13 protein-coding genes are annotated in these 24,898 nt (G+C 66.3%); 9 read left to right on the top strand and 4 right to left on the bottom strand.

The window, feature by feature from the left end; all coding sequences use genetic code 11:
- Positions 1 to 8: 8 nt before the first annotated feature.
- Positions 9 to 5,084, bottom strand: coding sequence for an NAD-glutamate dehydrogenase (locus AC1Q5B_RS11990; protein WP_492631884.1), 5,076 nt, complete (start codon positions 5,082 to 5,084; stop codon positions 9 to 11).
- A gap of 310 nt (positions 5,085 to 5,394) precedes the next feature.
- Between AC1Q5B_RS11990 and AC1Q5B_RS11985 the strand changes: the two genes are divergently transcribed.
- From AC1Q5B_RS11985 to AC1Q5B_RS11965, 5 genes are all read left to right on the top strand, one after another.
- Positions 5,395 to 6,102 (top strand): TetR/AcrR family transcriptional regulator, encoded by a 708-nt coding sequence (locus AC1Q5B_RS11985; RefSeq protein ID WP_492631883.1) that lies wholly within the window; start codon positions 5,395 to 5,397, stop codon positions 6,100 to 6,102.
- A complete protein-coding gene (locus AC1Q5B_RS11980; RefSeq protein ID WP_492631882.1) occupies positions 6,099 to 7,280 on the top strand; it encodes an efflux RND transporter periplasmic adaptor subunit in 1,182 nt (393 codons plus the stop codon). The genes AC1Q5B_RS11985 and AC1Q5B_RS11980 overlap by 4 nt, the downstream gene beginning before the upstream one ends.
- 12 nt (positions 7,281 to 7,292) lie before the next feature.
- Positions 7,293 to 10,460: a multidrug efflux RND transporter permease subunit gene (locus tag AC1Q5B_RS11975; RefSeq protein ID WP_492631881.1), complete on the top strand. Its 3,168-nt coding sequence runs from the start codon at positions 7,293 to 7,295 to the stop codon at positions 10,458 to 10,460.
- A gap of 341 nt (positions 10,461 to 10,801) precedes the next feature.
- Entirely contained in the window at positions 10,802 to 11,947 is a 1,146-nt protein-coding gene (locus AC1Q5B_RS11970; protein WP_492631880.1) for an efflux RND transporter periplasmic adaptor subunit, read from the top strand.
- Between the two features lie 12 nt (positions 11,948 to 11,959).
- Positions 11,960 to 15,145: an efflux RND transporter permease subunit gene (locus AC1Q5B_RS11965; protein ID WP_492631879.1), complete on the top strand. Its 3,186-nt coding sequence runs from the start codon at positions 11,960 to 11,962 to the stop codon at positions 15,143 to 15,145.
- Between the two features lie 147 nt (positions 15,146 to 15,292).
- Here the strand turns inward: AC1Q5B_RS11965 and AC1Q5B_RS11960 are convergent, their stop codons facing one another.
- Positions 15,293 to 15,676, bottom strand: a complete 384-nt coding sequence (locus AC1Q5B_RS11960) for a winged helix-turn-helix transcriptional regulator (protein ID WP_492631878.1) — start codon at positions 15,674 to 15,676, stop codon at positions 15,293 to 15,295.
- Positions 15,677 to 15,804: 128 nt separating this feature from the next.
- Between AC1Q5B_RS11960 and AC1Q5B_RS11955 the strand changes: the two genes are divergently transcribed.
- Positions 15,805 to 16,707, top strand: a complete 903-nt coding sequence (locus tag AC1Q5B_RS11955; protein WP_492631877.1) for an SDR family oxidoreductase — start codon at positions 15,805 to 15,807, stop codon at positions 16,705 to 16,707.
- 57 nt (positions 16,708 to 16,764) lie between these two features.
- On the opposite strand, the gene AC1Q5B_RS11950 is transcribed toward AC1Q5B_RS11955, so the two are convergent.
- Positions 16,765 to 18,642, bottom strand: a complete 1,878-nt coding sequence (locus AC1Q5B_RS11950; protein ID WP_492631876.1) for a DUF885 domain-containing protein — start codon at positions 18,640 to 18,642, stop codon at positions 16,765 to 16,767.
- A 161-nt stretch (positions 18,643 to 18,803) separates the two neighbouring features.
- On the bottom strand, positions 18,804 to 19,952 hold the full coding sequence (locus AC1Q5B_RS11945; protein WP_492631875.1) for an acyl-CoA dehydrogenase family protein: 1,149 nt from the start codon (positions 19,950 to 19,952) through the stop codon (positions 18,804 to 18,806).
- Between the two features lie 126 nt (positions 19,953 to 20,078).
- On the opposite strand from AC1Q5B_RS11945, the gene AC1Q5B_RS11940 reads away from it, so the two are divergent.
- From AC1Q5B_RS11940 to metH, 3 genes are read left to right on the top strand one after another with little or no spacing between them, the layout of a single operon-like run.
- A complete protein-coding gene (locus tag AC1Q5B_RS11940; RefSeq protein ID WP_492631874.1) occupies positions 20,079 to 21,008 on the top strand; it encodes an ArsR/SmtB family transcription factor in 930 nt (309 codons plus the stop codon).
- Positions 21,005 to 22,090 (top strand): homocysteine S-methyltransferase family protein, encoded by a 1,086-nt coding sequence (locus tag AC1Q5B_RS11935; RefSeq protein WP_492631873.1) that lies wholly within the window; start codon positions 21,005 to 21,007, stop codon positions 22,088 to 22,090. Before AC1Q5B_RS11940 ends, AC1Q5B_RS11935 begins: the two co-directional genes overlap by 4 nt.
- Positions 22,087 to 24,774 (top strand): methionine synthase, encoded by a 2,688-nt coding sequence (metH, locus tag AC1Q5B_RS11930; protein ID WP_492631872.1) that lies wholly within the window; start codon positions 22,087 to 22,089, stop codon positions 24,772 to 24,774. Before AC1Q5B_RS11935 ends, metH begins: the two co-directional genes overlap by 4 nt.
- The last annotated feature ends 124 nt before the right edge of the window (positions 24,775 to 24,898 follow it).

Raw genomic sequence — 24,898 nt, 5'->3', positions numbered from 1 at the left:
CGCCTGCATCAGCCTTGCGACGCGAGCTGCCCCAGGCGCTGCACCGCCACCGACGCAGTCGGGTAGTCCAGCGTCTTCTGCGCCGCCAGTTCGTTGAGCATGCTCAACGTGAAGCGCAGGCCCGCATCATCGCGGCCCAGCCATGCCTTGACCTTGGCATCGGCGTTGGCGCCCGGCAGCGACAGCACCTGGTCGGCCAGCGTGCGCTGGTGCGCGGCGAGTTCGTCGCGCAGCACGCCACGGGCCACCGCGTGCCAACGGCCATCCACCTTCAGGGCCTCGATCTGGTCCTGCAGCCACGGCAGGTGCAGGGCCTCGCCCAGGCGGTAATGGACCTTCGACACCTCGACCGGCTTGAGCTTGCGCGCGCGCGCCAGTTCGATGATGTCGCAGGACGGTTCCAGATACGGCAACGCCGCGATCTGGCCGGCCAGTGCGGGCGGCAGGCCCTTGTCCTTCCACTGCTGCAGGGCGGCGTTGTACGCCGGGCGCAGCGAGTCCGGCAACACGCCTTCGGCGGCGCGGATCTCGTTGAACCCGTCGTGGTAACGCTCCACTGCGGTGGCGATGGCGGGGATCGGTCCCTGCCGGGTCAGCAGCCAGCGGGTGAAGTTGCGCTGCACCTGCCAGATCACCTGCAGGGCATCGATCTGCACCGACTCCGGCACCTGGCCGTCCAGCGCGTCGATCTGGTTCCACAACGCCCGCGCATCCAGTGTCTCGCGGGTGATGGTGAAGGCCTTGGCCACTTCCGCCGGCGAACGGCCGGTGTCTTCCTGCATGCGCAACAGGAAGGTGGCGCCCATGCGGTTGATGGTGGTGTTGGTCACCGCCGTGGCGATGATCTCCCGCTTCAGGCGGTGCTTCTCCATCTCCGAGGCGTACTTCTTCTGCAGCGGCTGCGGGAAGTAGCGCTGCAGCTCCTTGGACAGGTACGGATCCTCGGGGATGTCGGACTCCAGCAGCTGCTGGAACGCCACCAGCTTGGAGTACGACAGCAGCACCGACAGCTCCGGCCGCGTCAGGCCCTGGCCGCGCGCCTTGCGTTCGGCCAGTTCGGCGTCGGACGGCAGGAACTCGATCTGGCGGTCCAGCAGGCCCTGCGATTCCAGCGTCTGGATGAAGTGCTGCTTGGAGCCCAGGCGCGATACGCTCATGCGCTCCATCAGGCTGATGGCCTGGTTCTGGCGGTAGTTGTCCCACAGCACCAGGTCGGCGACTTCATCGGTCATGTCCGCGAGCAGCTTGTTGCGCGCGTCCATCGACAGCTTCTTCGCCTGCACCACGCCGTTGAGCAGGATCTTGATGTTCACCTCGTGGTCCGAGGTATCCACGCCGGCGGAGTTGTCGATGAAATCGGTGTTGAGCAGCACGCCATGCTGGGCGGCTTCGATGCGGCCCAGTTGGGTCAGGCCCAGGTTGCCGCCCTCGCCCACCACCCTGCAGCGCAGGTCGCGGCCGTCGACGCGCAGGCCGTTGTTGGCGCGGTCGCCGACGTCGGCGTGGGTCTCGCTGGCGGCCTTGACGTAGGTGCCGATGCCGCCGTTCCACAGCAGGTCGACGGGCGACTTCAGGATGGCGCTCATCAGCTCGTTCGGCGTCATCGACTTGACGCCATCGGCGATACCGAGCGCGGCGCGCACTTCCGGCGTGATCTCGATCGACTTCGCGCTGCGCGGATGGATGCCGCCGCCCTTCGAGATCAACGTGGCGTCGTAGTCCGCCCAGCTGGAACGCGGCAGCTTGAACATACGGGCGCGTTCCTTGAACGACCTGGCCGCATCCGGATTCGGATCCAGGAAGATGTGGCGGTGGTCGAAGGCGGCCAGCAGGCGGATGTGCCCGGACAGCAGCATGCCGTTGCCGAACACATCGCCCGACATGTCGCCGATGCCGACGCAGGTGAAATCCTCGCGCTGGCTGTCGCGGTTCATCGCGCGGAAGTGGCGCTTGACCGACTCCCATGCGCCGCGGGCGGTGATGCCCATGCCCTTGTGGTCGTAACCGACCGAGCCGCCCGAGGCGAACGCATCGCCCATCCAGAAACCGTGCGCGATGGCCAGGCCGTTGGCGATGTCGGAGAACGTCGCCGTGCCCTTGTCGGCGGCGACCACCAGATACGGATCGTCCTGGTCATGGCGCACCACGTCGACCGGCGGCACGATCCTGTTGCCGACGATGTTGTCGGTGATCTCCAGCAGGCCCTGGATGAACAGCTTGTAGCAGGTGATGCCCTCGGCAAGCACGGCATCGCGGTCGCCGCCCACCGGCGGGCGCTTGACGAAGAAGCCGCCCTTCGCACCGACCGGCACGATGACGGTGTTCTTCACCATCTGCGCCTTCACCAGGCCCAGCACCTCGGTACGGAAATCCTCGCGGCGATCGGACCAGCGCAGGCCGCCGCGGGCGACGGGACCGAAGCGCAGGTGCACGCCTTCCACGCGCGGACCATAGACGAAGATCTCGCGGTAGGGACGCGGCTTCGGCAGGTCGGGCACCTTGGCCGAATCGAACTTGAAGCTGATCGTGTGCGCCGGCTGACCATCCTTGCCGGTCTGGTAGAAGCTGGTGCGCAGGGTCGCTTCGATGGCCCCCATGAAACCCCGCAGGATGCGGTCTTCGTCCAGGCTGGAGACGCGGTCCATCAGCTTCAGCAGCGCCTGGTGCGCCGCATCGACCTGCTGCTCGCGCTTGCCGCCGCGCGCGCCGACCAGCGCAGCCAGCGTCTTCTGCGCCGCCTCGTCGCTGCCGGCCAACGGCTTCAGCTGCGCCGCGAAGCGCTCCTGGCCTTCCTTGATCTGCGCCTTGCTCTCGCTGCCGGTCGCCGGATCGAAGCGCGCCTCGAACAGTTCCACCAGCAGGCGGGCGAGCAGCGGATAACGGTTGAGCGTTTCCTCGACATAGCTCTGCGAGAACGGCACGCCGGTCTGCAGCAGGTACTTGCAGTAGCCGCGCAGCAGCGCGACCTGCCGCCAGGCCAGGCCCGCACCCAGCACCAGCTTGTTGAAACCGTCGTTCTCGGCATCGCCGTGCCACACGCGGGCGAACGCGTCTTCGAACGTGGGCGCCAGGCGCTCCACGTCGAAGTCGCCGCCTACCGGCTCGACTTCGAATTCCTGGATGTAGCGCGCACCCTGCGCCGTCTCCAGGCGGAACGGATGCTCAGAGATCACGCGCAGGCCCATGTTCTCCATCAGCGGCAGCGCGTCGGACAGCGGGATGTCGGACTCCTGCTTGTACAGGTTCAGACGCAGGCGCCCCTGGCCGGGACGCTTGCGGCGCGACTCGTGCAGGCTCAGGCGCAGGTCGTCGGCGCCGGACAGTGCGGCCAGGTGTTCGACGTCGCGCGCGGCGCCTTCCGGCGACACGACTTCGATGTAGCCCGCCGGCAGCGCGCGGCCATAGCCCCCGGCCAGCAGCAGGCCCTTCGATTCGCCATGGCGGCCGATCAGGGTCTCGCGCAGGTCGTCCTGCCAGTTGCGCAGCAGGTGCGCGATGTCGCCTTCCAGCGCCGAGGTGTCGACTTCGACCTGCTCGCCGGCCTTCGGACGGATGGTGATGTGCAACTGGGCCAGCGGCGATTCGCCGAGCAGCACGCTGCTGTCGACGTACTCGCCGCGCATGGCGTCCTTCAGCAGCGACTCGATGCGCAGGCGCACGTCGGTGTTGAAGCGTTCGCGCGGGATGTACACCAGCGCCGAGTAGAACCGGCCATAGCGGTCGCGGCGCAGGAACAGCTTGCTGCGCACGCGCTCCTGCAGGCCGAGGATGCCCATCGAGGTGCGGAACAGTTCCTCGTCACTGGACTGGAACAGTTCCTCGCGCGGCAGCGTCTCCAGGATGTGGCGCAGCGCCTTGCCGCTGTGGCCGCTCGGCGACAGCCCGGACTTCTGCATGACGTACTCGTGGCGCTCGCGCACCAGCGGGATCTCCCACGGGCGGCGGTTGTACGCGCTGGACGTGTACAGGCCGATGAAGCGCTGCTCGGCGATCGGATTGCCCTGCGCGTCGAACTCCAGCACGCCGATGTAATCCATGTTGCCCGGGCGGTGCACGGTGGAGCGGCGGTTGGTCTTGGTGAGGATCAGCGCGTCCACCGACCCACCCTGCGGCAGGTAGTGCGCGGCCAGCGTCTTGATGTTGCGCGGCGGCGTGGTGTCGCCTTCGCGCAGCAGGCCCAGGCCGCTCTCCTCGACGGCGGCGAGGATGCCGGTGCCCTTCTCGACGCGGTACTCGCGATAGCCGAAGAAGGTGAAGTGGTCGGCGGCGGCCCAGCGCAGGAACTCCTGCGCTTCGCGGCGTCCGTCGTCGTCCACCGGCATGCGGCGGGTGGCCATGTCGTCGGCCAACGCCAGCATCTTCTCGCGCATGCTGGACCAGTCGCGCACGATGGCGCGGACTTCCTCCAGCACGGTGCGGATGCGCTTCTCGACCTGCGCCATGTCCTCCGGCGGCAGGCGGTCGATCTCCAGCAGCATCAGCGACTCGTGCTTGCCCTCGCCCACCGCGGAGACCTTGCCGGCCTTGTCGCGGGTGAAGCGGACCAGCGGATGGCCGAGTACGTGCACGCCCACGCCCATCTCGGCCAGCGCCATGCTCACCGAATCGACCAGAAACGGCATGTCGTCGTTGACGATCTGCAGCACGGTGTGGGGCGATTCCCAGCCGTGGGTCTTCTGCGAGGCGTTGAAGATGCGCACGTTGGCGGTGCCGGACTTGCGCGTGCGCGCGAACGCCAGCGTGTCGGCGGCGATCGCCGCCCAGCCGTCCGCGCTGTGATGCGGGTACTCGTCCTCTTCCATGCGCTTGTAGAACGCTTCGGCGAACGTCCGTGCCTCCGCCTGGGCGGTGGCGCCGGAGACCCGCTTGCGGATCGCATCGAGGATGGGCGACAGCGAGAACGCCTCACCCGCCTTCACTACCTGCTTGCCCTGCTGCACCCCCGCGGCCTTCGCCGCCTTCTCCGGTCGGGCCGCCACCTTCTTGGTCGGCGTCGCCTTCGGGCTCACCGACTTGGCGGCCTTGGCGGCTTCCGGTTTGGACGACGGTTTCGGGGCTTTTTTCGGGCTGCGTGCAGCGTTCATGCAGGAAGTGACTCAACGATTGGTAGTCGAATGGTCATTGTATCTCCCGACGCCACGACAAAACTTGCTGCGAGGCGTCATTGGCATGGCTTGCAATCGCATGCGGGATTGTCTAGCGCGAGCGCAACGGAGCGCCTGTCGTGATGCCGCTCGGCGGATCGACGAGAACCGCTGCAACATTCGGCAGCGCACGGAACAGCACAGGGTTTCGTCACGCGCCCTTTACAAGTACGCCGCCGGCTTTGTACACGGAAATGCCGTGTTTTCAAGCCTGTCAAAATTCTGAACTGGACGGTATAGTCCAAATCCGATGTGTCCGTCCCCCGCCCTCTCCGCATCCGACCAGCGTCGCGCGCGCGTCCACCAGGCCGTGCGCGAACTCATGTCGGAACAGGGGTTCCGCATGAGCATGGACACCGTCGCCGCGCGCGCCGGCTGTTCCAAGCAGACGCTGTATGCGCATTTCGGCAGCAAGCAGGAACTGCTGCGCAGCGTGATCGCCGAACACCAGGACCTGGCCACCGTGCCCCTGTCGCCTGTCGTGGAAGATCCGCGTGCCGCCCTGCTCGCCTTCGCCATGGAGCACCTGCGGCACCTCGGCGATCCCGTCATCGTGTCGACCAGCCGCCTGCTGACCGCAGAAGCGCACCAATTTCCCGATGAAGCACGCGATCTGTTCCAGCAAGCCTGCGATACTCTCGTCCGGCGCCTCGCCACCTGGCTGCAGCACGCGATGGACCAGGGCCAGCTGGGGCATGACGATCCGCACTACGCCGCGGAGCTGTTGCTCAGCATGATCGTGGGAATGGACTTCGACCGTCAGCGTTTCGGCGTGGCCCACCGCGCAGGCGACCGTGCGCGCCGCCGCTGGGCCGAATTCGCGGTCGACGCGTTCCTGAAAGCCTTTGCACCCCGCCCCGACGACGGCCCGCCGCCCGCCGCGCCTGCGGGCCGCCGCATCCGCTCACCCCTTTCCTCTCCCACGTCTCCAAGAAAAAGAAACGGAGCTTCCCCATGACGTCCCCCGTCCGTTCCCTCGCCCTGGCCAGTGCGCTGCTGGCGATCCTCGCAGCCTGCAGCAAATCCGAACCGCAGCAGATGCCGCCCCCCGAAGTGGTGGTGCAGAGCGCGACGCCGCAGGACGTACCGCTGCAGCGCGACCTGGTGGGCCGCCTCTCGCCCATCCGCAGTTCCGACGTGCGCGCCCGCGTGCCGGGCGTGGTGCAGAAGCGCGTCTACAAGGAAGGCAGCGACGTCAAGGAAGGCCAGACGCTGTTCCTGATCGATCCGGCGCCGCTGCAGGCGTCGCTGAGCGGGGCGCAGGCCACGCTGGCATCGGCGCAGGCGACGTACGCCAATGCGAAGGTCGCGGCGGATCGCGCACGCCAGCTGGCGCCACAGAAGTTCGTCTCCCGCTCCGACCTGGACAATGCCGAAGCCGCCGAGCGCAGCGCGGCCGCCGCCGTGCAGCAGGCCCGCGCCAACGTCGAGAGCGCCCGCATCAACCTGGGCTACGCCTCCGTCACCGCACCGATTTCCGGCCGCGCCGGCAAGCAGCAGGTCACCGAGGGCGCGCTGGTCGGCCAGGGCGACGCGACGCTGCTGACCACCATCGACCAGATCGATTCGCTGTACGCCAATTTCTCGATGAGCTCCAGTGAGCTGCAGACCCTTCGCCAGGCCCAGGGCGATGGCAAGGTGCAGCTGGCCGGCGACGGTCAGCGCACGGTGCAGGTGATCCTGCCCAACGGCCAGGCCATCGACCAGACCGGCACGCTGGACTTCTCCGACACCGTCGTCGATCCGGCGACCGGCAGCGTCTCGCTGCGCGCCACCGTGCCGAACGCGGACCGTACGCTGCTGCCGGGCACCTTCGTCACCCTGCGCGCGACGCTGGGCGAACAGAAGGGCGCGTTCCTGATCCCGCAGGGCGCCATCCAGCGCGACACCGTCAGCGCCTACGCGATGGTGATCGGCAAGGACGGCAATGTCGTGCGCAAGAACGTCACCACGCAGCAGGCGATCGGTGCCAACTGGCTGGTCACCGACGGCCTGGCGGCGGGCGACCAGGTCATTGTCGAAGGCCTGCAGAAGGTCAAGGAAGGCGCGCCGGCCAAGGGCATCACTGCCGAACAGGCCGCTGCGGCCAAAGCCCAGCAGGCCAAGGCCGCGCCGGCGCAAGGCAAGGCCGAGTAAGGACCCTTCCCCATGCCCAAGTTCTTCATCAACCACCCGATCTTCGCCTGGGTCGTGTCGATCCTGATCTCGCTCGCTGGCGTGATCGCGATCCTCAACCTCGGCGTCGAATCCTATCCTTCCATCGCGCCCCCGCAGGTCACCGTCAGCGCGACCTACCCCGGCGCCAGCGCCGAGACCACCGAACGATCGGTCACCCAGGTGATCGAGCAGCAGCTCACCGGCATCGACAACCTGCTGTACTTCAGTTCCAGCTCCAGTTCGGCTGGCCAGGCGTCGATCACCCTGACCTTCCAGACCGGCACTGACGCCGACATCGCCCAGGTGCAGGTGCAGAACAAGGTGTCGCTGGCGACGCCGCGCCTGCCCAGCGAAGTCACCGCACAGGGCGTGGTGGTCGCCAAGGCCAACGCGGGCTTCCTGATGGTGGTGGGCCTGCAGTCCGACAACCCGAGCATCGACCGCAACCGCCTGAACGACATCGTCGCCTCGCGCGTGCTGGACCAGATCTCGCGCGTGCCCGGCGTCGGCAGCACCCAGCACTTCGGTTCCGAGTACGCCATGAACCTGTGGCTGGACCCGGGCAAGCTGCAGGGCTACAACCTGTCGGCCACCGAAGTGCTGACGGCCGTGCGTGCGCAGAACGTGCAGTTCGCCGCCGGTTCGGTCGGTTCCGATCCTGCGCCGGAAGGCCAGGCGTTCACCGCCACCGTATCGGCCGAGGGCCGCTTCACCTCGCCTGAGCAGTTCGAGCAGATCATCCTGCGCGCCAACAACGATGGCTCCACCGTGCGCCTGAAGGATGTGGCCCGCGTCGAGTTCGGCGCGCAGAACTTCGGCTTCGACACCCAGTTCAACGGCAAGCCGGTCGGCGCCTTCGCCATCCAGCTGCTGCCGGGCGCCAATGCGCTCAACGTGGCCGAGGCCGTGCGCGCCAAGATGGACGAGCTGGCGCCCAGCTTCCCGCCGGGCGTCAGCTGGTTCTCGCCGTACGACACCACCACCTTCGTCAAGATCTCGATCGAGGAAGTGGTCAAGACCCTGATCGAGGCGGTGATCCTGGTGTTCCTGGTGATGCTGGTGTTCCTGCAGAACTTCCGCGCCACCATCATTCCGACACTCGTCATTCCGGTTGCCCTGCTGGGCACGTTCTGGGGCCTGAGCCTGATCGGCTTCACCATCAACCAGCTGACGATGTTCGCCCTGGTGCTCGCGATAGGCATCGTGGTGGACGACGCCATCGTGGTGATCGAGAACGTCGAACGCATCATGGCGGAGGAAAAACTGCCGCCGCGCGAAGCGACGATCAAGGCGATGGGCCAGATCACCGGCGCGGTCATCGCGATCACCGTGGTGCTGGCGGCGGTGTTCATCCCGTCGGCGTTGCAGGGCGGTGCCTCCGGCGAGATCTACAAGCAGTTCGCGCTGACCATCGCCATCTCGATGGCCTTCTCGGCGTTCCTTGCCCTGGGCTTCACGCCGGCGTTGTGCGCGACGTTCCTCAAGCAGCACGAGCACGACAGCCACGAGAAGAAGAACATCGTCTTCCGCACGTTCGAGAAGTACTACGGCAAGATCGAGAAGACCTATGTCGGCCACATCGGCTCGGCCATCAAGCATGCGCCGCGCTGGATGATCGTCTTCGCGTTGCTCACCGTGCTGGCGGGCTTCCTGTTCACCCGCCTGCCCAGCAGTTTCGTGCCCGAGGAAGACCAGGGCTACGCGCTGGCCATCGTGCAGCTGCCGCCCGGCAACTCGCTGCAGAAGACCAAGGAGGTGTTCAACCAGGTGCGCGGCACGCTGCAGCAGATGGACGGCTTCGACGGCGTGATGGAGGTGGCGGGCTTCAGCTTCCTGGGGCGCGGCGAGAATGTCGGCATGGCCTTCATCCGGCTCAAGCCCTGGGACGAGCGCGACATCACCGTACCGGAGTTCATCCAGCAGGCGAACCAGCGTTTCTACGGCATCAAGGGTGCGCAGATCTTCGTGGTGAACCTGCCGACGATCCAGGGCCTGGGCCAGTTCGGCGGCTTCGACATGTGGCTGCAGGATCGCGCCGGCCTGGGCGAGGACGCCCTGATGGCGGCGCGCAACCAGTTGCTGGGTGCGGCGGCGCAGGACAAGAGCCTGATGGCCGTGCGTCCCAACACGCTGGAGAACGCACCGCAGCTGCAGCTGCACGTGGACCGCGTGCAGGCGCAGTCGATGGGCATGTCGCTCAGCGACATCTACAACGGCATCCAGCTGATGCTGGCGCCGGTGTACGTCAACGACTTCTTCTACGAGGGCCGCATCAAGCGGGTGAACATGCGCGCCGACGCGCCGTACCGCACCGGCGCGGAGTCGCTGGCGAGGATCTACTCGCCCAGCAGCCAGCAGACCGACGCCAGCGGGGGCCGCGCGATGATCCCGCTGTCGAACGTCGTGCAGTCTTCGTGGTCCTCGGTACCGCCGTCGCTGTCGCGTTACAACGGCTACTCCGCGGTGAACATCAACGGTTCCGCCGCACCCGGCAGTTCGTCCGGCCAGGCGATGACGACGATGGAGAACATCGTCACTGGACAGCTGCCGCAGGGCTTTGGCTACGACTGGAGCGGCATGTCGTACCAGGAGATCCTGGCCGGCAACAGCGCCACGCTGCTGATGGTGCTGTCGATCGTGGTGGTGTTCCTCTGCCTGGCGGCCCTGTACGAGAGCTGGTCGATCCCCGTGGCGGTGCTGCTGGTGGTGCCGTTGGGCGCCCTGGGCGCGGTGCTGTTCACGATGCTGCGCCCGGGCCTGTCGAACGACCTGTTCTTCAAGATCGGCCTGATCACCATCATCGGCCTGGCCGCGAAGAACGCGATCCTGATCGTCGAGTTCGCCGTCATGGAGCGCAAGCAGGGCAAGACCCTGCGCGACGCCGTGATCACCGCATCGCACCTGCGCTTCCGCCCGATCCTGATGACCTCGTTCGCCTTCATCATGGGCGTGCTGCCGATGGCGATCTCGACCGGTGCGGGCGCCAATGCCCGCCACGCGATCGGCACCGGCGTCATCGGCGGCATGTTCTTCGCCACCTTCCTCGGCCTGCTGCTGATCCCGGTGTTCTTCGTGGCGGTGCGCCGCGTGCTGGGCGACAAGATGGACGAGCCCTCGAAGGAATACCTGCTGGAACAGGAAAAACCGGCGTCCCGCTGAGCCGGGCCGCGATCCCGCACCTTCAACAGCCCCGACCGGTGTCGGGGCTGTTTTCGTTTCGGGCCGCATCCTGCATCGCCACCACAGCAGCGTAACGGAAGTTTCGCCGGCACCCGGGTTCGGGCGAGGCCGGAAACGACGTTTACCCACCGGTCTCTTGGCCACGCAAGGGCCTGATCGCACTACTGGCCCGCGTCTCAAACCGTGATAATCGTCCGCGACATGCTGTCGAACCGGCGCCTGCCCGCTCGTCGCTCTCCCGACTCCCCCGCATCGAAGACCCACCGACCATGACACGGAAAGATCCCCTCGCACGGAAAACGCCCTCCACCACCAAACGCATGATCCTCATGCTGATTGCGGTCGTCGTGATCTTCGGCGGCGTGTTCGCCGTCAAGGCGATCATGAGCAAGGGCATGAACGACTTCTTCGACACCATGCCGCAGCCGGCCGCCGCCGTGACCGACTGGACGGCCAAGCAGGAGGAATGGGTCGATGCGCAGCAGGCCGTGGGTACGTTCGTGGCCATCAACGGTACCGACGTCACCACCGAGGCCGGCGGCGTCGTGCGCAGCCTGTCGATCGACGTCGGCAGGCCGGTCAAGGCCGGCACCGTGCTGGCCCAGCTCAACACGGCCAATGAGCTGGCGGTGCTGAAGTCGCTGGAAGCCTCGTCGAAGCTGGCCTCCGTGCAGCGCGACCGCTGGCAGGCGCTGGCGCGCGACAAACTGGTCTCGCAGGCCGAAGCCGAGGAGCGCGCCACGGTGGCCGCGACCTCGCTGGCGCAGGTCGAGGCGCAGCGCGCCCTGATCGCGCAGAAGACGATCCGCGCGCCGTTCGACGGCGTGCTGGGCATCCGCAGGGTCAACCTGGGCCAGTACCTCAGCCCGGGCGACGCCATCGTCAGCCTGCAGGCGCTGGACCCGATCTACCTCGACTTCACCCTGCCCGAGCAGCGCGTGGGCCAGGTGCTGCCGGGCGCGAAGATCCGCGCGACCGTCGATGCCCTGCCCGGCCAAGTATTCGAGGGCGAGGTCACCGCGGTCGAGCCGCAGGTCGACCCCGCCACCCGGAACTTCAAGGTGCAGGCGACGCTGGCCAATGGCGAGTACAACCTGCGGCCGGGCGCGTTCGCCCACGTCGGCTTCGACACCGGCGATGCGCGCAAGGTCGTGGTGGTGCCGCAGACCGCGATCAGCTTCAACCCCTACGGCAATGCGGTGTACGTGATCCAGGAGGTCGATCGCGCTGCTGGCGAGAAGGACATGCAGGGCAAGCCGCTGACCGGCAAGAAGCTGATCGTGCGCCAGCGCTTCGTCAAGACCGGCGCCACCCGCGGCGACCTGATCGCGGTCACCGAGGGCCTGAAGCCCGGCGAGCGCGTGGCGACCAGCGGCCTGCTGAAGCTGCGCAACGATGCCGAGGTGACGGTCAACAACAAGGTGCAGCCGGTGACCGAGGCGCAGCCCAAGCCCGAAAACCGTTGACGGAGCGCCGGCATGAAATTCACCGACATCTTCATCAACAAACCGGTGCTGGCGATCGTCGTCAGCCTGTTCATCCTGCTGTTCGGCCTGCGCTCGTTCACCGAATTGAACGTGCGGCAGTATCCCGAACTGCGCAACGCCGTGGTCAACATCAGCACCACGTATTACGGCGCGGACGCCGACCTGATCCAAGGCTTCATCACCACGCCGCTGGAACGTGAAGTCGCCAGCGCCGAGGGCATCGAATACCTCAGCTCGACCAGCTCGGCCGGCGTCAGCATCATCCAGGCCTACATCAAGCTGGACCAGGATCCCAACGAGGCGCTCACCCAGATCGCCGCGAAGGTCAACAAGATGCGCGGCCAGCTGCCGCCGGAATCGGAAGACCCGGTGATCGACCTGCAGCAAGGCCAGCAGATCGCGGCGATGTACGTGTCGTTCGCCAGCGAGACGCTCGACAACAACCAGATCACCGACTACCTGACCCGCGTGGTGCAGCCGAAGCTGGTCACCGTGTCCGGCGTGCAGCGCGCCGACATCCTCGGTGCGGGCACGTTCGCGATGCGCGTGTGGCTGAAGCCGGACCGCATGACGGCGCTGCAGGTCACCGCCAGCGACGTGTCGACGGCACTGTCGTCGAACAACGTGCTGGCCGCGGTCGGTTCGACCAAGGGCCAGATGGTCGCGATCGACATGACCGCGCGCACCGACCTGCGCAGCGCCGAGGAATTCCGTCAGCTGATCATCCGCGAGCAGTACGGCGCCATCGTGCGGCTCGGCGACGTCGCCGACGTGCAACTGGGCTCTGAAAGCTACGGCACCTCGGTGCGCATCAACGGCGAGGCGGCCACGTTCATGGGCATCTTCGTGTCGCCGGACGCGAACTCGCTGGACGTCATCAAGAACGTCCGTGCCCTGTGGGACGGCGAGATCGTGCCGCAGCTGCCGGAAGGCATCAAGGCGACCATCCCGTACGACAGCACCGAACAGATCCAGGACGCCATCGACGAGGTGGTCAGCACGATTGTCGAAGCGGTGATCATCGTGATCGTGGTGATCTTCCTGTTCCTGGGTTCGCTGCGCAGCGTACTGATCCCGGCGGTGACGGTCCCGCTGTCGCTCGTGGGCGCGCTGTTCCTGATGCTACTGATGGGCTTCACCATCAACCTGCTGACCCTGCTGGCGATGGTGCTGGCGATCGGCATCGTGGTCGATGACGCCATCATCGTGCTGGAGAACATCCACCGGCACATCGAGGAGGGCATGTCGCCCTACGAGGCAGCGATCAAGGGCGCGCGCGAACTGGCCTGGCCGGTGGTCGCCATGACCACCACGCTGGTCGCGGTGTACCTGCCGATCGGCTTCCAGGGCGGCATGACGGGCGTGCTGTTCACCGAATTCGCCTTCACCCTGGCCGGCTCGGTGCTGCTGTCGGGCGTCATCGCGCTGACGCTGACGCCGATGATGTGCGCCAAGATCCTCAAGCCGCATGGCGACGGCGGCAAGGGCAAGCTGGAGAAGTGGCTGGACGAGCGCTTCGACAAGCTCAACGCCGGCTACCAGCGCCGCCTGCACGGCACGATGGAAACCAAGGCGGTCGTCGGCGTGTTCGGCATCCTGGTGCTGGTCGCGTGCGCCTTCCTGTACATGACGGCCCCCAAGGAGCCGGCACCACTGGAAGACGAGGGCTTCATCTTCTCGGTCGCCAGCGCCGATCCCTACTCCACACTCGACTACGTGGAACGCTACACCGAAGAAGTCACGTCGATCGCCAAGGGCGTGCCGGAAGTGCAGGACTACTTCCTGTTCAACGGCGGTTTCGGCGGCAGCGGCGGCGGCGCCAGCCCCAGCGCGATGGCCGGTTTCGTGCTGAAGCCGTGGAGCGAGCGCGACCGTTCGACCAACGCGGTACTGCAGCAGGAACTGCAGCCGAAGATGAGCCAGGTCAGCGGTTTGAACATCTTCGCGCTGGTGCCACCCTCGCTGCCCAGCGCGGGCGGCGACGGCGGCGGCGGCGAGTTCGTCATCGGCGGCGTCGGCGAACTGAGCCAGCTGAACGAGCTGGCCGAGCAGATCGTCGTGAAGGCGATGGAGAGCAAGCGCTTCATCTTCCTCGACAAGGACCTGAAGATCGACAAGCCGCGTATCGAGGTCAACATCGACCGCGAGAAGGCTGCCAGCCTCGGCATCGACATGCGCACGCTGGCCGCCGACATGGCGGCGATGCTGTCCGGCGGCTACACCAACCGCTTCGCGATGCAGAACCGTTCGTACCTGGTGATCCCGCAGGTGCAGCGCAGCGACCGCCTCAACGCCAGCGACCTGGAGAACTACTACACCCGCACCCGCGACGGCGAGCTGATCCCGCTGTCGACCCTGGTGACGCTGAAGGAAACCGCACAGCCGCAGTCGCTGAAACGGTTCCAGCAGCTCAATGCAGTGTCGATCATGTTTGCGCCGCGCCCCGGCGTGAGCAAGGGCGAAGCGCTCGCGATCCTCGACCAGGCCGCCAAAGAGGTCCTGCCGCAGGGCTATTCGGTGGACTACGCCGGCGAGTCGCGGCAGTTCAAGCAGGAAGGCGCCGCCATGCTGGTGACGCTGGCGCTGGCGCTGATCGTGATCTTCCTGGTGCTGTCGGCACAGTTCGAGAGCTTCCGCGATGCGCTGATCATGCTGCTGACGGTACCGATGGCGATCTGCGGCGCACTGCTGACGGTCAACGTGCTGGCGATCCTCAGCGGCATCCTCGGCATGATGCAGATCGAGGCCTTCCCCGGCATGAGCATCAACATCTACACGCAGGTGGGCCTGGTGACGCTGGTTGGCGTGATTTCCAAGCACGGCATCCTGATCGTGGAGTTCGCCAACAAGCTGCAGATGGAACGCGGCCTGTCCAAGCGCGAAGCGATCGAGGAAGCCGCCGCCATCCGCCTGCGCCCGGTGCTGATGACCACCGCAGCACTGGTGTTCGCGATGATCCCGCTGCTGATCGCCAGCGGCCCGGGCGCCGCGTCGCGCTTCTCGATGGGCGTGGTCATCGCCTCGGGCATGACCATCGGCACGCTGTTCACGCTGTTCGTGCTGCCGGCGTTCTACCTGTACCTGGCCCGCGACCATGCGCACGACCGCGATCGCGAGAACGTGTCGCAGCACGACGATGGCGACGGACTGCCGCCGGAGCCGGCGACCGGCCACTGACCGGCGGGCAACGCTTTCGCAAGACCCGAAACCCCGGCGATGCCGGGGTTTCTTTTTTACTTCGAGGTACGCTTTTTGCAGGCAGGGTTGCGGACACGATGCTTCGCGCAGGGCGTCGGGGCTGAAGCCTCTTCTGCAGCCACACGCTCAAAGCGGCGCATTGGCGGCCGGCGCCACATACGCATGGCGCGCGGCGCGCACTTCGTCGTGGTGGTCGGACGCCCATTGCGCGAGCATCTCGATGCGTTCGAAGAACGAGGTACCCAGCGGCGTCAACGCGTAATCCACGCGCGGCGGCACCGTGGGGAACACCTCGCGCCGCACCAGTCCATCCTGTTCGAGACGACGCAAGGTCTGCGCCAGCATCCGCGGCGAGATGTCCGCGATGCGCTTGCGCACTTCGGTGAAGCGCAACGTACCCCCGGCTAGCTCATGCAGCACCAGGACGGTCCAGCGGTCGCCCAGCCGGTCCAGCACGTCGCGGATCGGGCAGTTCTCGGTAAGGATCAGGGATTGGCGGTGCAGCGTCATGGTCGATCTCCGGCCCATGGTTACCTGGCGGTAACCGGGTTACTTGGGGCTCCCTGCTTGTGGGCGCGGCAGCCATTACTACCATAGCGTAACCAACATCCTTTCCATTACCACACACAGGAGCCGTCATGAACACGCCCGCCCCCACCCTGCTGGTCACCGGCGCATCCGGGCACCTCGGTGGTGCCGTCGTCCGCCACCTGCTGGACACGCTGAAGGTTCCGGCCGGACGCATCATCGCCACCAGCCGCTCCCCTGACGGCCTCGCCGACCTGGCTGCCCGCGGCGTCACCGTGCGTGCCGCCGACTTCGACCAGCCCGGCACGCTGGCCCCTGCCTTCGCCGGTGCCGACCGCCTGCTGCTCGTCAGTACCGATGCGCTGTTGGAACCCGGCAAGCGCCTGACCCAGCATCGCGCCGCCGTGCAGGCCGCGGCCGATGCCGGGGTGACGCATGTCGTCTACACCTCGCTGCCATCCGCCGACACATCGCATGTGTCGTTCGCGCCGGACCACTGGGGTACCGAACAGTCGCTGTCGGCATCACTGCTGGGCTGGACCGTACTGCGCAACGCCTGGTACTTCGAGAACCTGGCCTATTCCCTGCCCGGCGCGCTGGCATCCGGCGAGTGGGCAACCGCGTCGGGCGAAGGCCGCATCGCCTACATCGCGCGCGACGATCTGGCGCGCGCTGCGGCGGCCGCCCTCGCGTCCGACGAGACGTCCAACGGGGTGCTCACGCTGACCGGCGAACAGGCATGGTCGGCGCGCGACATCGCCGCCCGCGTCTCCGCACTCGCCGGCAAACCCCTGACCGTCATCGACATCACCCCTGAGCAGTTGGTCGAAGGCCTGAAAACGCACGGTTTCCCGCCGGCGCTGGCCGATGTGTTCGCCTCGTTCGATGCCGCCACCGCCGCAGGCGACCTGGGTGAAGTCACGGGAGACTACGCACGTCTTACCGGCCAGTCGCCCACCCCGCTGGACGCCTGGTTGCCGGCGAACCTCGGCCTGCTGACGCAGACGCACTGACCCTGAAACGAAGAACCCCGGCACAAGGCCGGGGTTCTTGATACACCTCGCGGAAGCTCAGGCCGGCTTGGCCGCCTTCTGCTTCGCGATCCACTGGTCCACGCGACGCTCCAGCAGCGTCAGCGGCAGCGCACCGCCGCCGAGCACGGTGTCGTGGAAGCCCTTGATGTCGAACTTGTCGCCCAGTTCGGTTTCGGCCTTCTTGCGCAACTCCTGGATCTTGATCATGCCGATCTTGTAGGCCGTGGCCTGGCCCGGCATGATCAGGTAGCGCTTGATCTCCGACTCGATGGCCGCACGCGGCACCGCGCTGTTGGCGTCGAAGTACTCCACCGCCTGCTGCTCGGTCCAGCCCTTCGCATGCAGGCCGGTATCCACCACCAGGCGGATCGCGCGCCACATTTCCGAGCTCAGGCGACCGAACTCGGAGTACGGGTCCTGATAGGTGCCCGGCATCTCCTTCGCCAGCCATTCCGAGTACAGGCCCCAGCCTTCCGCATACGCGGTGACGTTGTACTGGGTACGGAACTTCGGCACGCCGGTCAGCTCCTGCGCGATCGAGATCTGCATGTGGTGGCCCGGCAGGCCCTCGTGGTACGCGATGACCTCGAGCTCCGGCTTCGGCATGGCGTTCATGTCGGACAGGTGCGCGTAGTACACGCCCGGACGCGAACCGTCCGGCGTGCCGGGGAAGTAGTGCTGGGCGGCGCCATCCTGCTCGCGGAACGACTCGACGCGCTTGACCACCAGGTCCGCCTTCGGCAGCAGGCCGAAATACTCCGGCAGCACCTTCTTGATGTTGTCGATGGCGCGGGTGGCGTCGTCGATGTAGGCCTGGCGGCCAGCGTCGGTGTTCGGATACTTGAACTGCTTGTCGGTGTCGATGAAGGCGAAGAACGCTTCCAGGTCGCCCTTGAAGCCGACCTTGTCCTTCAGCGCGGTCATTTCGCCCTTGATGCGCTCGACTTCCTTCAGGCCCAGCGCATGGATCTCCTCGGCGCTCATGCCGGTGGTCGTCATCTGCTTCAGCTGGTACTCGTAGTACGCCTTGCCGTTCGGATGCGTGGTGCCCACCCCGGTGGCGTTGACGGCCGCCTTCGGCAGTTCCTCTTCGCTCCAGGCGATCACGCCGTCGTAGGCCGGCTTGAACTGCTCCAGCAGCGCCTTGCGCGCCTCATCCTTCAACGCGGTGGCGCGGGCGGCGTCGATCTTGCCGGCCTTCACCAGCGCATCGGCCTTGGCCTGGGCATCGGCCCAGATCGCCGAGTCCTTGCCGGCGGTGAACGGCGCGCCGGTCACGACCTTCTTCGCCTGGTCGATCACGCCCTCGTAGGCGAACTTCGGCGGACGGATGTTCTGCGCAGCCGAGGCGCGTGCGCGCTCCAGCAACTGGCCGAACGCGCGCTGGGTGGCCTTGAGGCGTGCGACGTAGGCGGTGTAATCCGCTTCGTCGTCGACCTTGTGGAAGCTGATCAGGAAGGTCGGCCAGAAACCCTGGGCGCCGTTCATCTGGTCGAAGGCGTAGCCGTCCTGCATGAACGGCAGGCCATCGCGCGCGTTCTCGTACTGCAGCTTCCACAGGTCATAGGAGAACTTGGTCTCGTCGTCGAGCTTGGCGTAGTCAAAGGACTTCTCCATCTCCTCGACGCTGGCCTTCTGCCAGGCGACCTGGTCGCGCGAGGCCTGTTCGGACATGTCGTCGACCTGGTCGTACAGGTCCTTGCGGCCCTGGAAGGTCAGCTGGATCGGGCTGAACTTGAGCTGCTCCTCGTACTTCTTCTCGAACCATTCGTTCAGGCGCTTGCTCTCGGCAGCGACATCGGCGGCGGACGCCACCGGCGCCGCGGCATCGGCGGCTGCGCCGGCGGGAGCATTGCCCTTGTCGCAGGCGGCCAGGGCCAGCGTGAGGGCACAGACGATCAGGGTTTTACGCATCGGGGTCTCCAGGGAGGAAAACGGGGGACGGACCCCCGCATCGCGACACTCTAGCGGACCGCCGCCCTCGAGGTCCCATGACCAAAGACGGGGGTTGGAAGACCCGCACCCGGAATGAAGAACGCCGCCTGGCGGCGGCGTTCCCGGGCATCACGACGGACTCATCGCAGGCCGGTTTCGTTGCGCGCGATGACCAGGCGCTGGATCTCGCTGGTGCCTTCGTAGATCTCGGTGATCTTGGCGTCGCGGAAATACCGCTCGATCGGCATTTCCTTCGAATAGCCCATGCCCCCGTGGATCTGCAGCGCCTGGTGGGTGATCCACATGGCGGCCTCGGACGCGGTGAGCTTGGCGATGGCGGCTTCGTTGCTGAAGCGCTGGTCTTGGCCCTTCACCCATGCCGCACGCAGGGTCAGCAGCGTAGCGGCGTCCAGCTTGCACTTCATGTCGGCGATCTTTGCCTGGGTCATCTGGAACGTGCCGATCGGCGCGCCGAAGGCCTTGCGTTCCTTCACGTAGGCGATGGTCGCCTCGTAGGCGGCGCGGGCGATGCCGATGGCCTGCGAGGCGATGCCGATGCGGCCCGCGTCCAGTACGCTCATCGCGATCTTGAAGCCTTCGCCCTCGTTGCCCAGCACGTCGGCGGCAGGCGCCACATAATCGTTGAACTCGATCTCACAGGTCGCCGAGGCGCGGATGCCCAGCTTCGGCTCGGTCTTGCCGCGGTGGAAGCCGGCCTTTTCCGTGTCGATCATGAAGGCGGTGATGCCACGCGCGCCCTTGTCCGGTTCGCTCATCGCGAACAGCACGATGTACTTGGCCACCGGACCGGAGGTGATCCAGCTCTTCTTGCCGTTGATGACGAAGCTGCCGTCGGCCTGCTTCACGGCGCGGCAACGCATCGCGGTGGCATCGGAACCCGACTGCGGCTCGGTCAATGCGAACGCGCCGATCTCGCGGCCCTCGGCGATGGCGCGCACGTAGGTCTGCTTCTGCGCTTCCGTGCCGAACTTCAGGATGCCGTTGCAGAACAGCGAGTTGTTCACCGACACGATGGTGGAATGCGCAGCGTCCGCGGCGGCGATCTCGATCATCGCCAGCACGTAGGCGACCGGGTCCATGCCTGCACCGCCGTACTCGGCCGGCACTTCGATGCCCATCAGGCCGTTCTCGCCCAGCAGGCGGATGTTGTCCAGCGGGAACTCGCCGGTCCGGTCGTGGTGTTCGGCGCTCGGGCCGATCTTCTCCTGGGCGATCCGGCGCGCGACGTCCTGGATCATCAACTGCTCTTCGGTGAATGCGAAATCCACGGGTACCCCTCGACCAAGTATTAGATACCAATTGTAACCCGCGACCATCCGTAGGCGTATGCCACGGGTTGACCTCGGACAGGCTCAGTCGTCAAAATATCTCTATATCGCGATAGGAAGATATTTATGGATCTGGAGGCCTGGTCGACCCGGCTGAAAGTGTTCGCCGATCCCACCCGCGTGCGCCTGCTGGCGTTGTTGGCAAGGGAGGAGCTTACCGTGGCCGAACTCTCGGCGATTACGCAGCTGGCACAGCCGCGCGTTTCGACCCATTTGGCGAAACTGAAAGAGGCAGGCTTGGTAAGAGACCGGCGCGCAGGCGTATCGGCCTATTACCGGTTCGGCGAGGACAATCTGGACGGCGTTCAGCGCGAGCTATGGCAGAGTCTACGTGATGGCAGCGATGATCCTCTGCTCCGTCAGGACGCTGAACGCATCGCCGGCGTGCTGGCGAACCGTGCCGCCGATCAGAACTGGGCAGACAGCGTAGCCGGCGACATGGAACGTCATTACTCACCCGGGCGCACCTGGGAAGCATTGGCCCGTACCGCCCTGCCGCTTTTAGAGACAGGTGACGTGCTGGATATCGCCTCCGGCGACGGCGTGCTGGCCGAACTGCTCTCACCGCACTCGAAGCGCTATGTCTGCATCGATACGAGTACGCGCGTGGTCGCCGCCGCCGGCGAGCGCCTGCGCCGCTTTCCGAACGTGGAAGTCCGCGAAGGTGACATGCATGCGCTGCCATTCAAAGACGGAAGTTTCGACCTCGTCGTGCTAATGCATGCACTCACATACTCGGCCAAGCCTGCGCAGGCCGTAGCGGAGGGCGCGCGCGTGCTACGCCGAGGGGGCCGCCTATTGCTCAGCAGTCTCGGCAAGCACGAGCACCGCGCCGTGGTCGAAGCATACGGGCACGTCAACCTTGGCTTCACCGAGAGGGAACTACGAAAATTCGCTGAAAGGTCCGGCCTGGAGATCGCCAATGCCGAGATGGTTACGCGCGAGCGTCGTTCTCCCCATTTTGAAGTTCTGTCCCTGACAGCCGTCAAGCCATGAAGGCCCTCCCCTGGCTCAACCCCGCACGCGCCAAGCAGCTGGAGGATGCACTGGAACAGCGCATCCTGATCATCGACGGCGCCATGGGCACGATGATCCAGAAGCACGGGCTGCAGGAGGCGGACTATCGCGGCCAGCGTTTCGCCGACGGCTGCGATGGCAACCATCCCCATGAGCACGGTCCCGGCTGCGACCACGACCTGAAGGGCAACAACGATCTGCTGCTGCTGACCAGGCCCGAGGTCATCGCGGGCGTGCATACCGCCTATCTCGAAGCGGGCGCGGACCTGGTCGAGACCAACACGTTCAACGCCACCTCGATCAGCCAGGCCGACTATCACCTCGAACATCTGGTGTACGAGTTGAACAAGGCTGGCGCGCAGGTGGCGCGGCAGTGCTGCGACGCCATCGAGGCGACCACGCCCGACAAGCCCCGCTTCGTCATCGGCGTGCTCGGGCCGACCAGCCGTACCGCCTCGATCAGCCCCGACGTCAACGATCCGGGCTTCCGCAACACGAATTTCGACGAACTGCGGACCACGTACCGGGAGGCGATCGAAGGCCTGATCGACGGCGGTGCCGACACGCTGATGGTCGAGACCATCTTCGATACGCTCAACGCCAAGGCAGCGCTGTACGCGATCGAGGAGGTGTTCGACGCGCGTGGGGGCCGCCTGCCGGTGATGATCTCCGGCACCATCACTGATGCTTCCGGCCGCACGCTGTCCGGCCAGACGGCCGAAGCGTTCTACACCTCGGTGGCGCACAGCCGTCCGCTGTCGATCGGGCTGAACTGCGCGCTGGGCGCGAAGGACCTGCGCGAGCATGTCGAGACGCTGGCGACGGTCGCCGATGCGTACGTCAGCGCGCACCCGAATGCAGGCCTGCCGAATGCCTTCGGCGAGTACGACGAAACGCCGGAGGAAATGGCGGCCACCCTGAAGGAATTCGCGCAGTCCGGCCTGCTCAACCTCGTGGGCGGGTGTTGCGGCACCACGCCCCCGCACATCAGGGCGATTGCCGAGGCGGTCGCCGGCATCCCGCCGCGCCGGCTGGCCGCCCGCCTGGAGCAGGCCGCATGAGCACGCCCGCGCTCCATACCCGCCTTTCCGGCCTGGAGCCGCTGGTCATCACGCCGGACCTGCTGTTCGTCAACGTCGGCGAGCGCACCAACGTCACCGGCAGTGCACAGTTCCGCAAGCTGATCAAGGAAGAGCGCTACGAGGAAGCCGTCGAAGTCGCGCGCCAGCAGGTCGCCAACGGCGCGCAGATCCTCGACGTCAACATGGACGAAGGCCTGATCGATTCCGAGAAGGCGATGGACCGCTTCCTCAACCTGATCGCGTCCGAACCCGACATCGCCCGCATTCCGGTGATGGTCGACTCGTCGAAATGGAGCGTGATCGAAGCCGGCCTGAAATGCCTGCAGGGCAAGGGCGTCGTCAACTCGATCTCGCTGAAGGAAGGCGAAGAGGCGTTCATCGACCACGCCCGCAAGGTGTTGCGCTACGGCGCCGCCGCGGTGGTCATGGCGTTCGACGAGACCGGCCAGGCCGACACCTGCGCACGCAAGGTCGAGATCTGTACCCGCGCGTACCGCATCCTGACCGAAGAAGTCGGCTTCCCGCCCGAAGACATCATCTTCGACCCGAACATCTTCGCCGTCGCCACCGGCATCGAGGAGCACGACAACTACGCCGTCGACTTCATCGAGGCGACCCGCATCATCAAGCGGACGCTGCCGCACTGCCACGTCTCCGGCGGCGTGTCCAACGTATCGTTCTCGTTCCGCGGCAACGAGCCCGTGCGCGCGGCGATCCATTCCGTGTTCCTGTACCACGCCATCCAGGCCGGCATGGACATGGGCATCGTCAACGCCGGCGGCCTGCCGGTCTACGACGACCTGGACGCCGACCTGCGCGAACGTGTGGAGGATGTGATCCTCAACCGTCGCAACGACGCCACCGAGCGACTGCTCGAGATCGCCGACCGCTACAAGGGCAAGAAGGGCGAAGCGCGGGTCGAGAACCTGGCCTGGCGCGAGAAGCCGGTGCGCGAGCGCCTGACGCACGCGCTGGTGCATGGCATCGATGCCTTCGTCGACCAGGACACTGAAGAAGCGCGCCAGCAGGCCACGCGTCCGCTCGACGTGATCGAAGGGCCCCTGATGGACGGCATGAACGTGGTCGGCGACCTGTTCGGCGCCGGCAAGATGTTCCTGCCGCAGGTGGTGAAGTCGGCGCGGGTGATGAAGAAGGCGGTGGCCTACCTGCTGCCCTTCATCGAGGCGGAAAAACTGCGCACCGGCGACGTAGGCAAGTCCAACGGCAAGATCGTCATGGCCACGGTCAAGGGCGACGTGCACGACATCGGCAAGAACATCGTCGGCGTGGTGCTGGCCTGCAACAACTTCGATGTCGTCGACCTGGGCGTGATGGTGCCCACGCAGAAGATCCTCGACACGGCGAAGGCGGAAAATGCCGACCTGATCGGCCTGTCCGGACTGATCACGCCGTCGCTGGAGGAAATGACCCATGTCGCCCGCGAGATGCAGCGCCAGGGATTCGAGATGCCGCTGCTGATCGGCGGCGCCACGACCTCGCGCGCGCACACGGCGTTGAAGATCGATCCCCACTACACCGCACCGACGGTCTGGGTGAAGGACGCCTCGCGTGCGGTCGGCGTCGCCCAGTCGCTGATTTCGCGCGACATGCGCGCGGCCTTCGTCGCCGCCAACGATGCCGACTACGCCGAGATCCGCGAGCGCCACAAGAACCGCGGCGACGCCAAGCGACTGGTGTCGCTGGAGAAGGCCCGTGGCCAGCGCTTCGACGGTGGATGGGCCGGCTATGTTCCGCCCGCACCGCACCAGCCCGGCCTGCACGTGTTCGACGACTACCCGCTGGCCGAGCTGGTGGACTGCATCGACTGGACGCCGTTCTTCAACGCCTGGGAGTTGTTCGGCAAGTATCCGGCGATCCTGACCGACGATGTCGTCGGTCCCCAGGCCAGCGAGCTGTACCGCGACGCGCGCGCGATGCTGGTGAAGATCGTCGACGAGAAATGGCTGAAGGCGAAAGCCGTGTTCGGCCTGTGGCCCGCCAACAGCGTCGGCGACGATGTCGAACTGCAGGTCGATGGCGCCATGGAGCGCCTGCACTTCCTCCGCCAACAGGTCGACAAGCCGGTCGAGCGTCCGGATTTCTGCCTGGCCGACTTCATCGCACCCAAGGACTCCGGCCGGCAGGACTGGATCGGCATGTTCGCCGTGACCGCCGGCATCGGCATCGATGCGCATGTGGCCCGCTTCGAAGCCGACCATGACGACTACAACGCCATCCTGCTGAAAGCGTTGGCCGACCGCCTCGCCGAAGCGCTGGCCGAACGCCTGCACCAGCGCGTGCGCAAGGAGTTCTGGGGCTATGTGCCGGACGAGTCGCTGGACAACGAGGCGCTGATCGCCGAGCGGTACGTCGGCATCCGCCCCGCCCCGGGCTATCCGGCCTGCCCGGAGCACAGCGAGAAAGGCACGCTGTTCCGCCTGCTCGATGCCGGCCGGAACGCCGACATGTCGCTGACGGAAAGTTTCGCGATGCTGCCCACGGCGGCGGTCTCCGGCTACTACTTCAGTCATCCGCAGAGCCAGTATTTCGTGGTCGGCCGTGTATCGAAGGAACAGGCCGCCGACTACGCCAAGCGCAAGGGTGTGGAGCTGCCGCAGGTGGAGCGCTGGCTGGCATCCAATCTCGATTACGATCCCGAATAACAAGGACGCACCGAGCACCTGGAGCCGCGGGCCCACCAGCGCGCATGGCGAACCCGCACGGCACCGTCCTCCTCTCCCTCCGGGCGAGGACAAGGGGTGAGGGCGAACCGCCGCGATCCCGCTT

The sequence above is a fragment of the Pseudoxanthomonas sp. GW835-FHT14C01 genome (genome assembly GCF_058793715.1).
The sequence above is the reverse complement of the archived record's forward strand: the minus strand, read 5'-3'. Positions and strand labels throughout refer to the sequence as shown.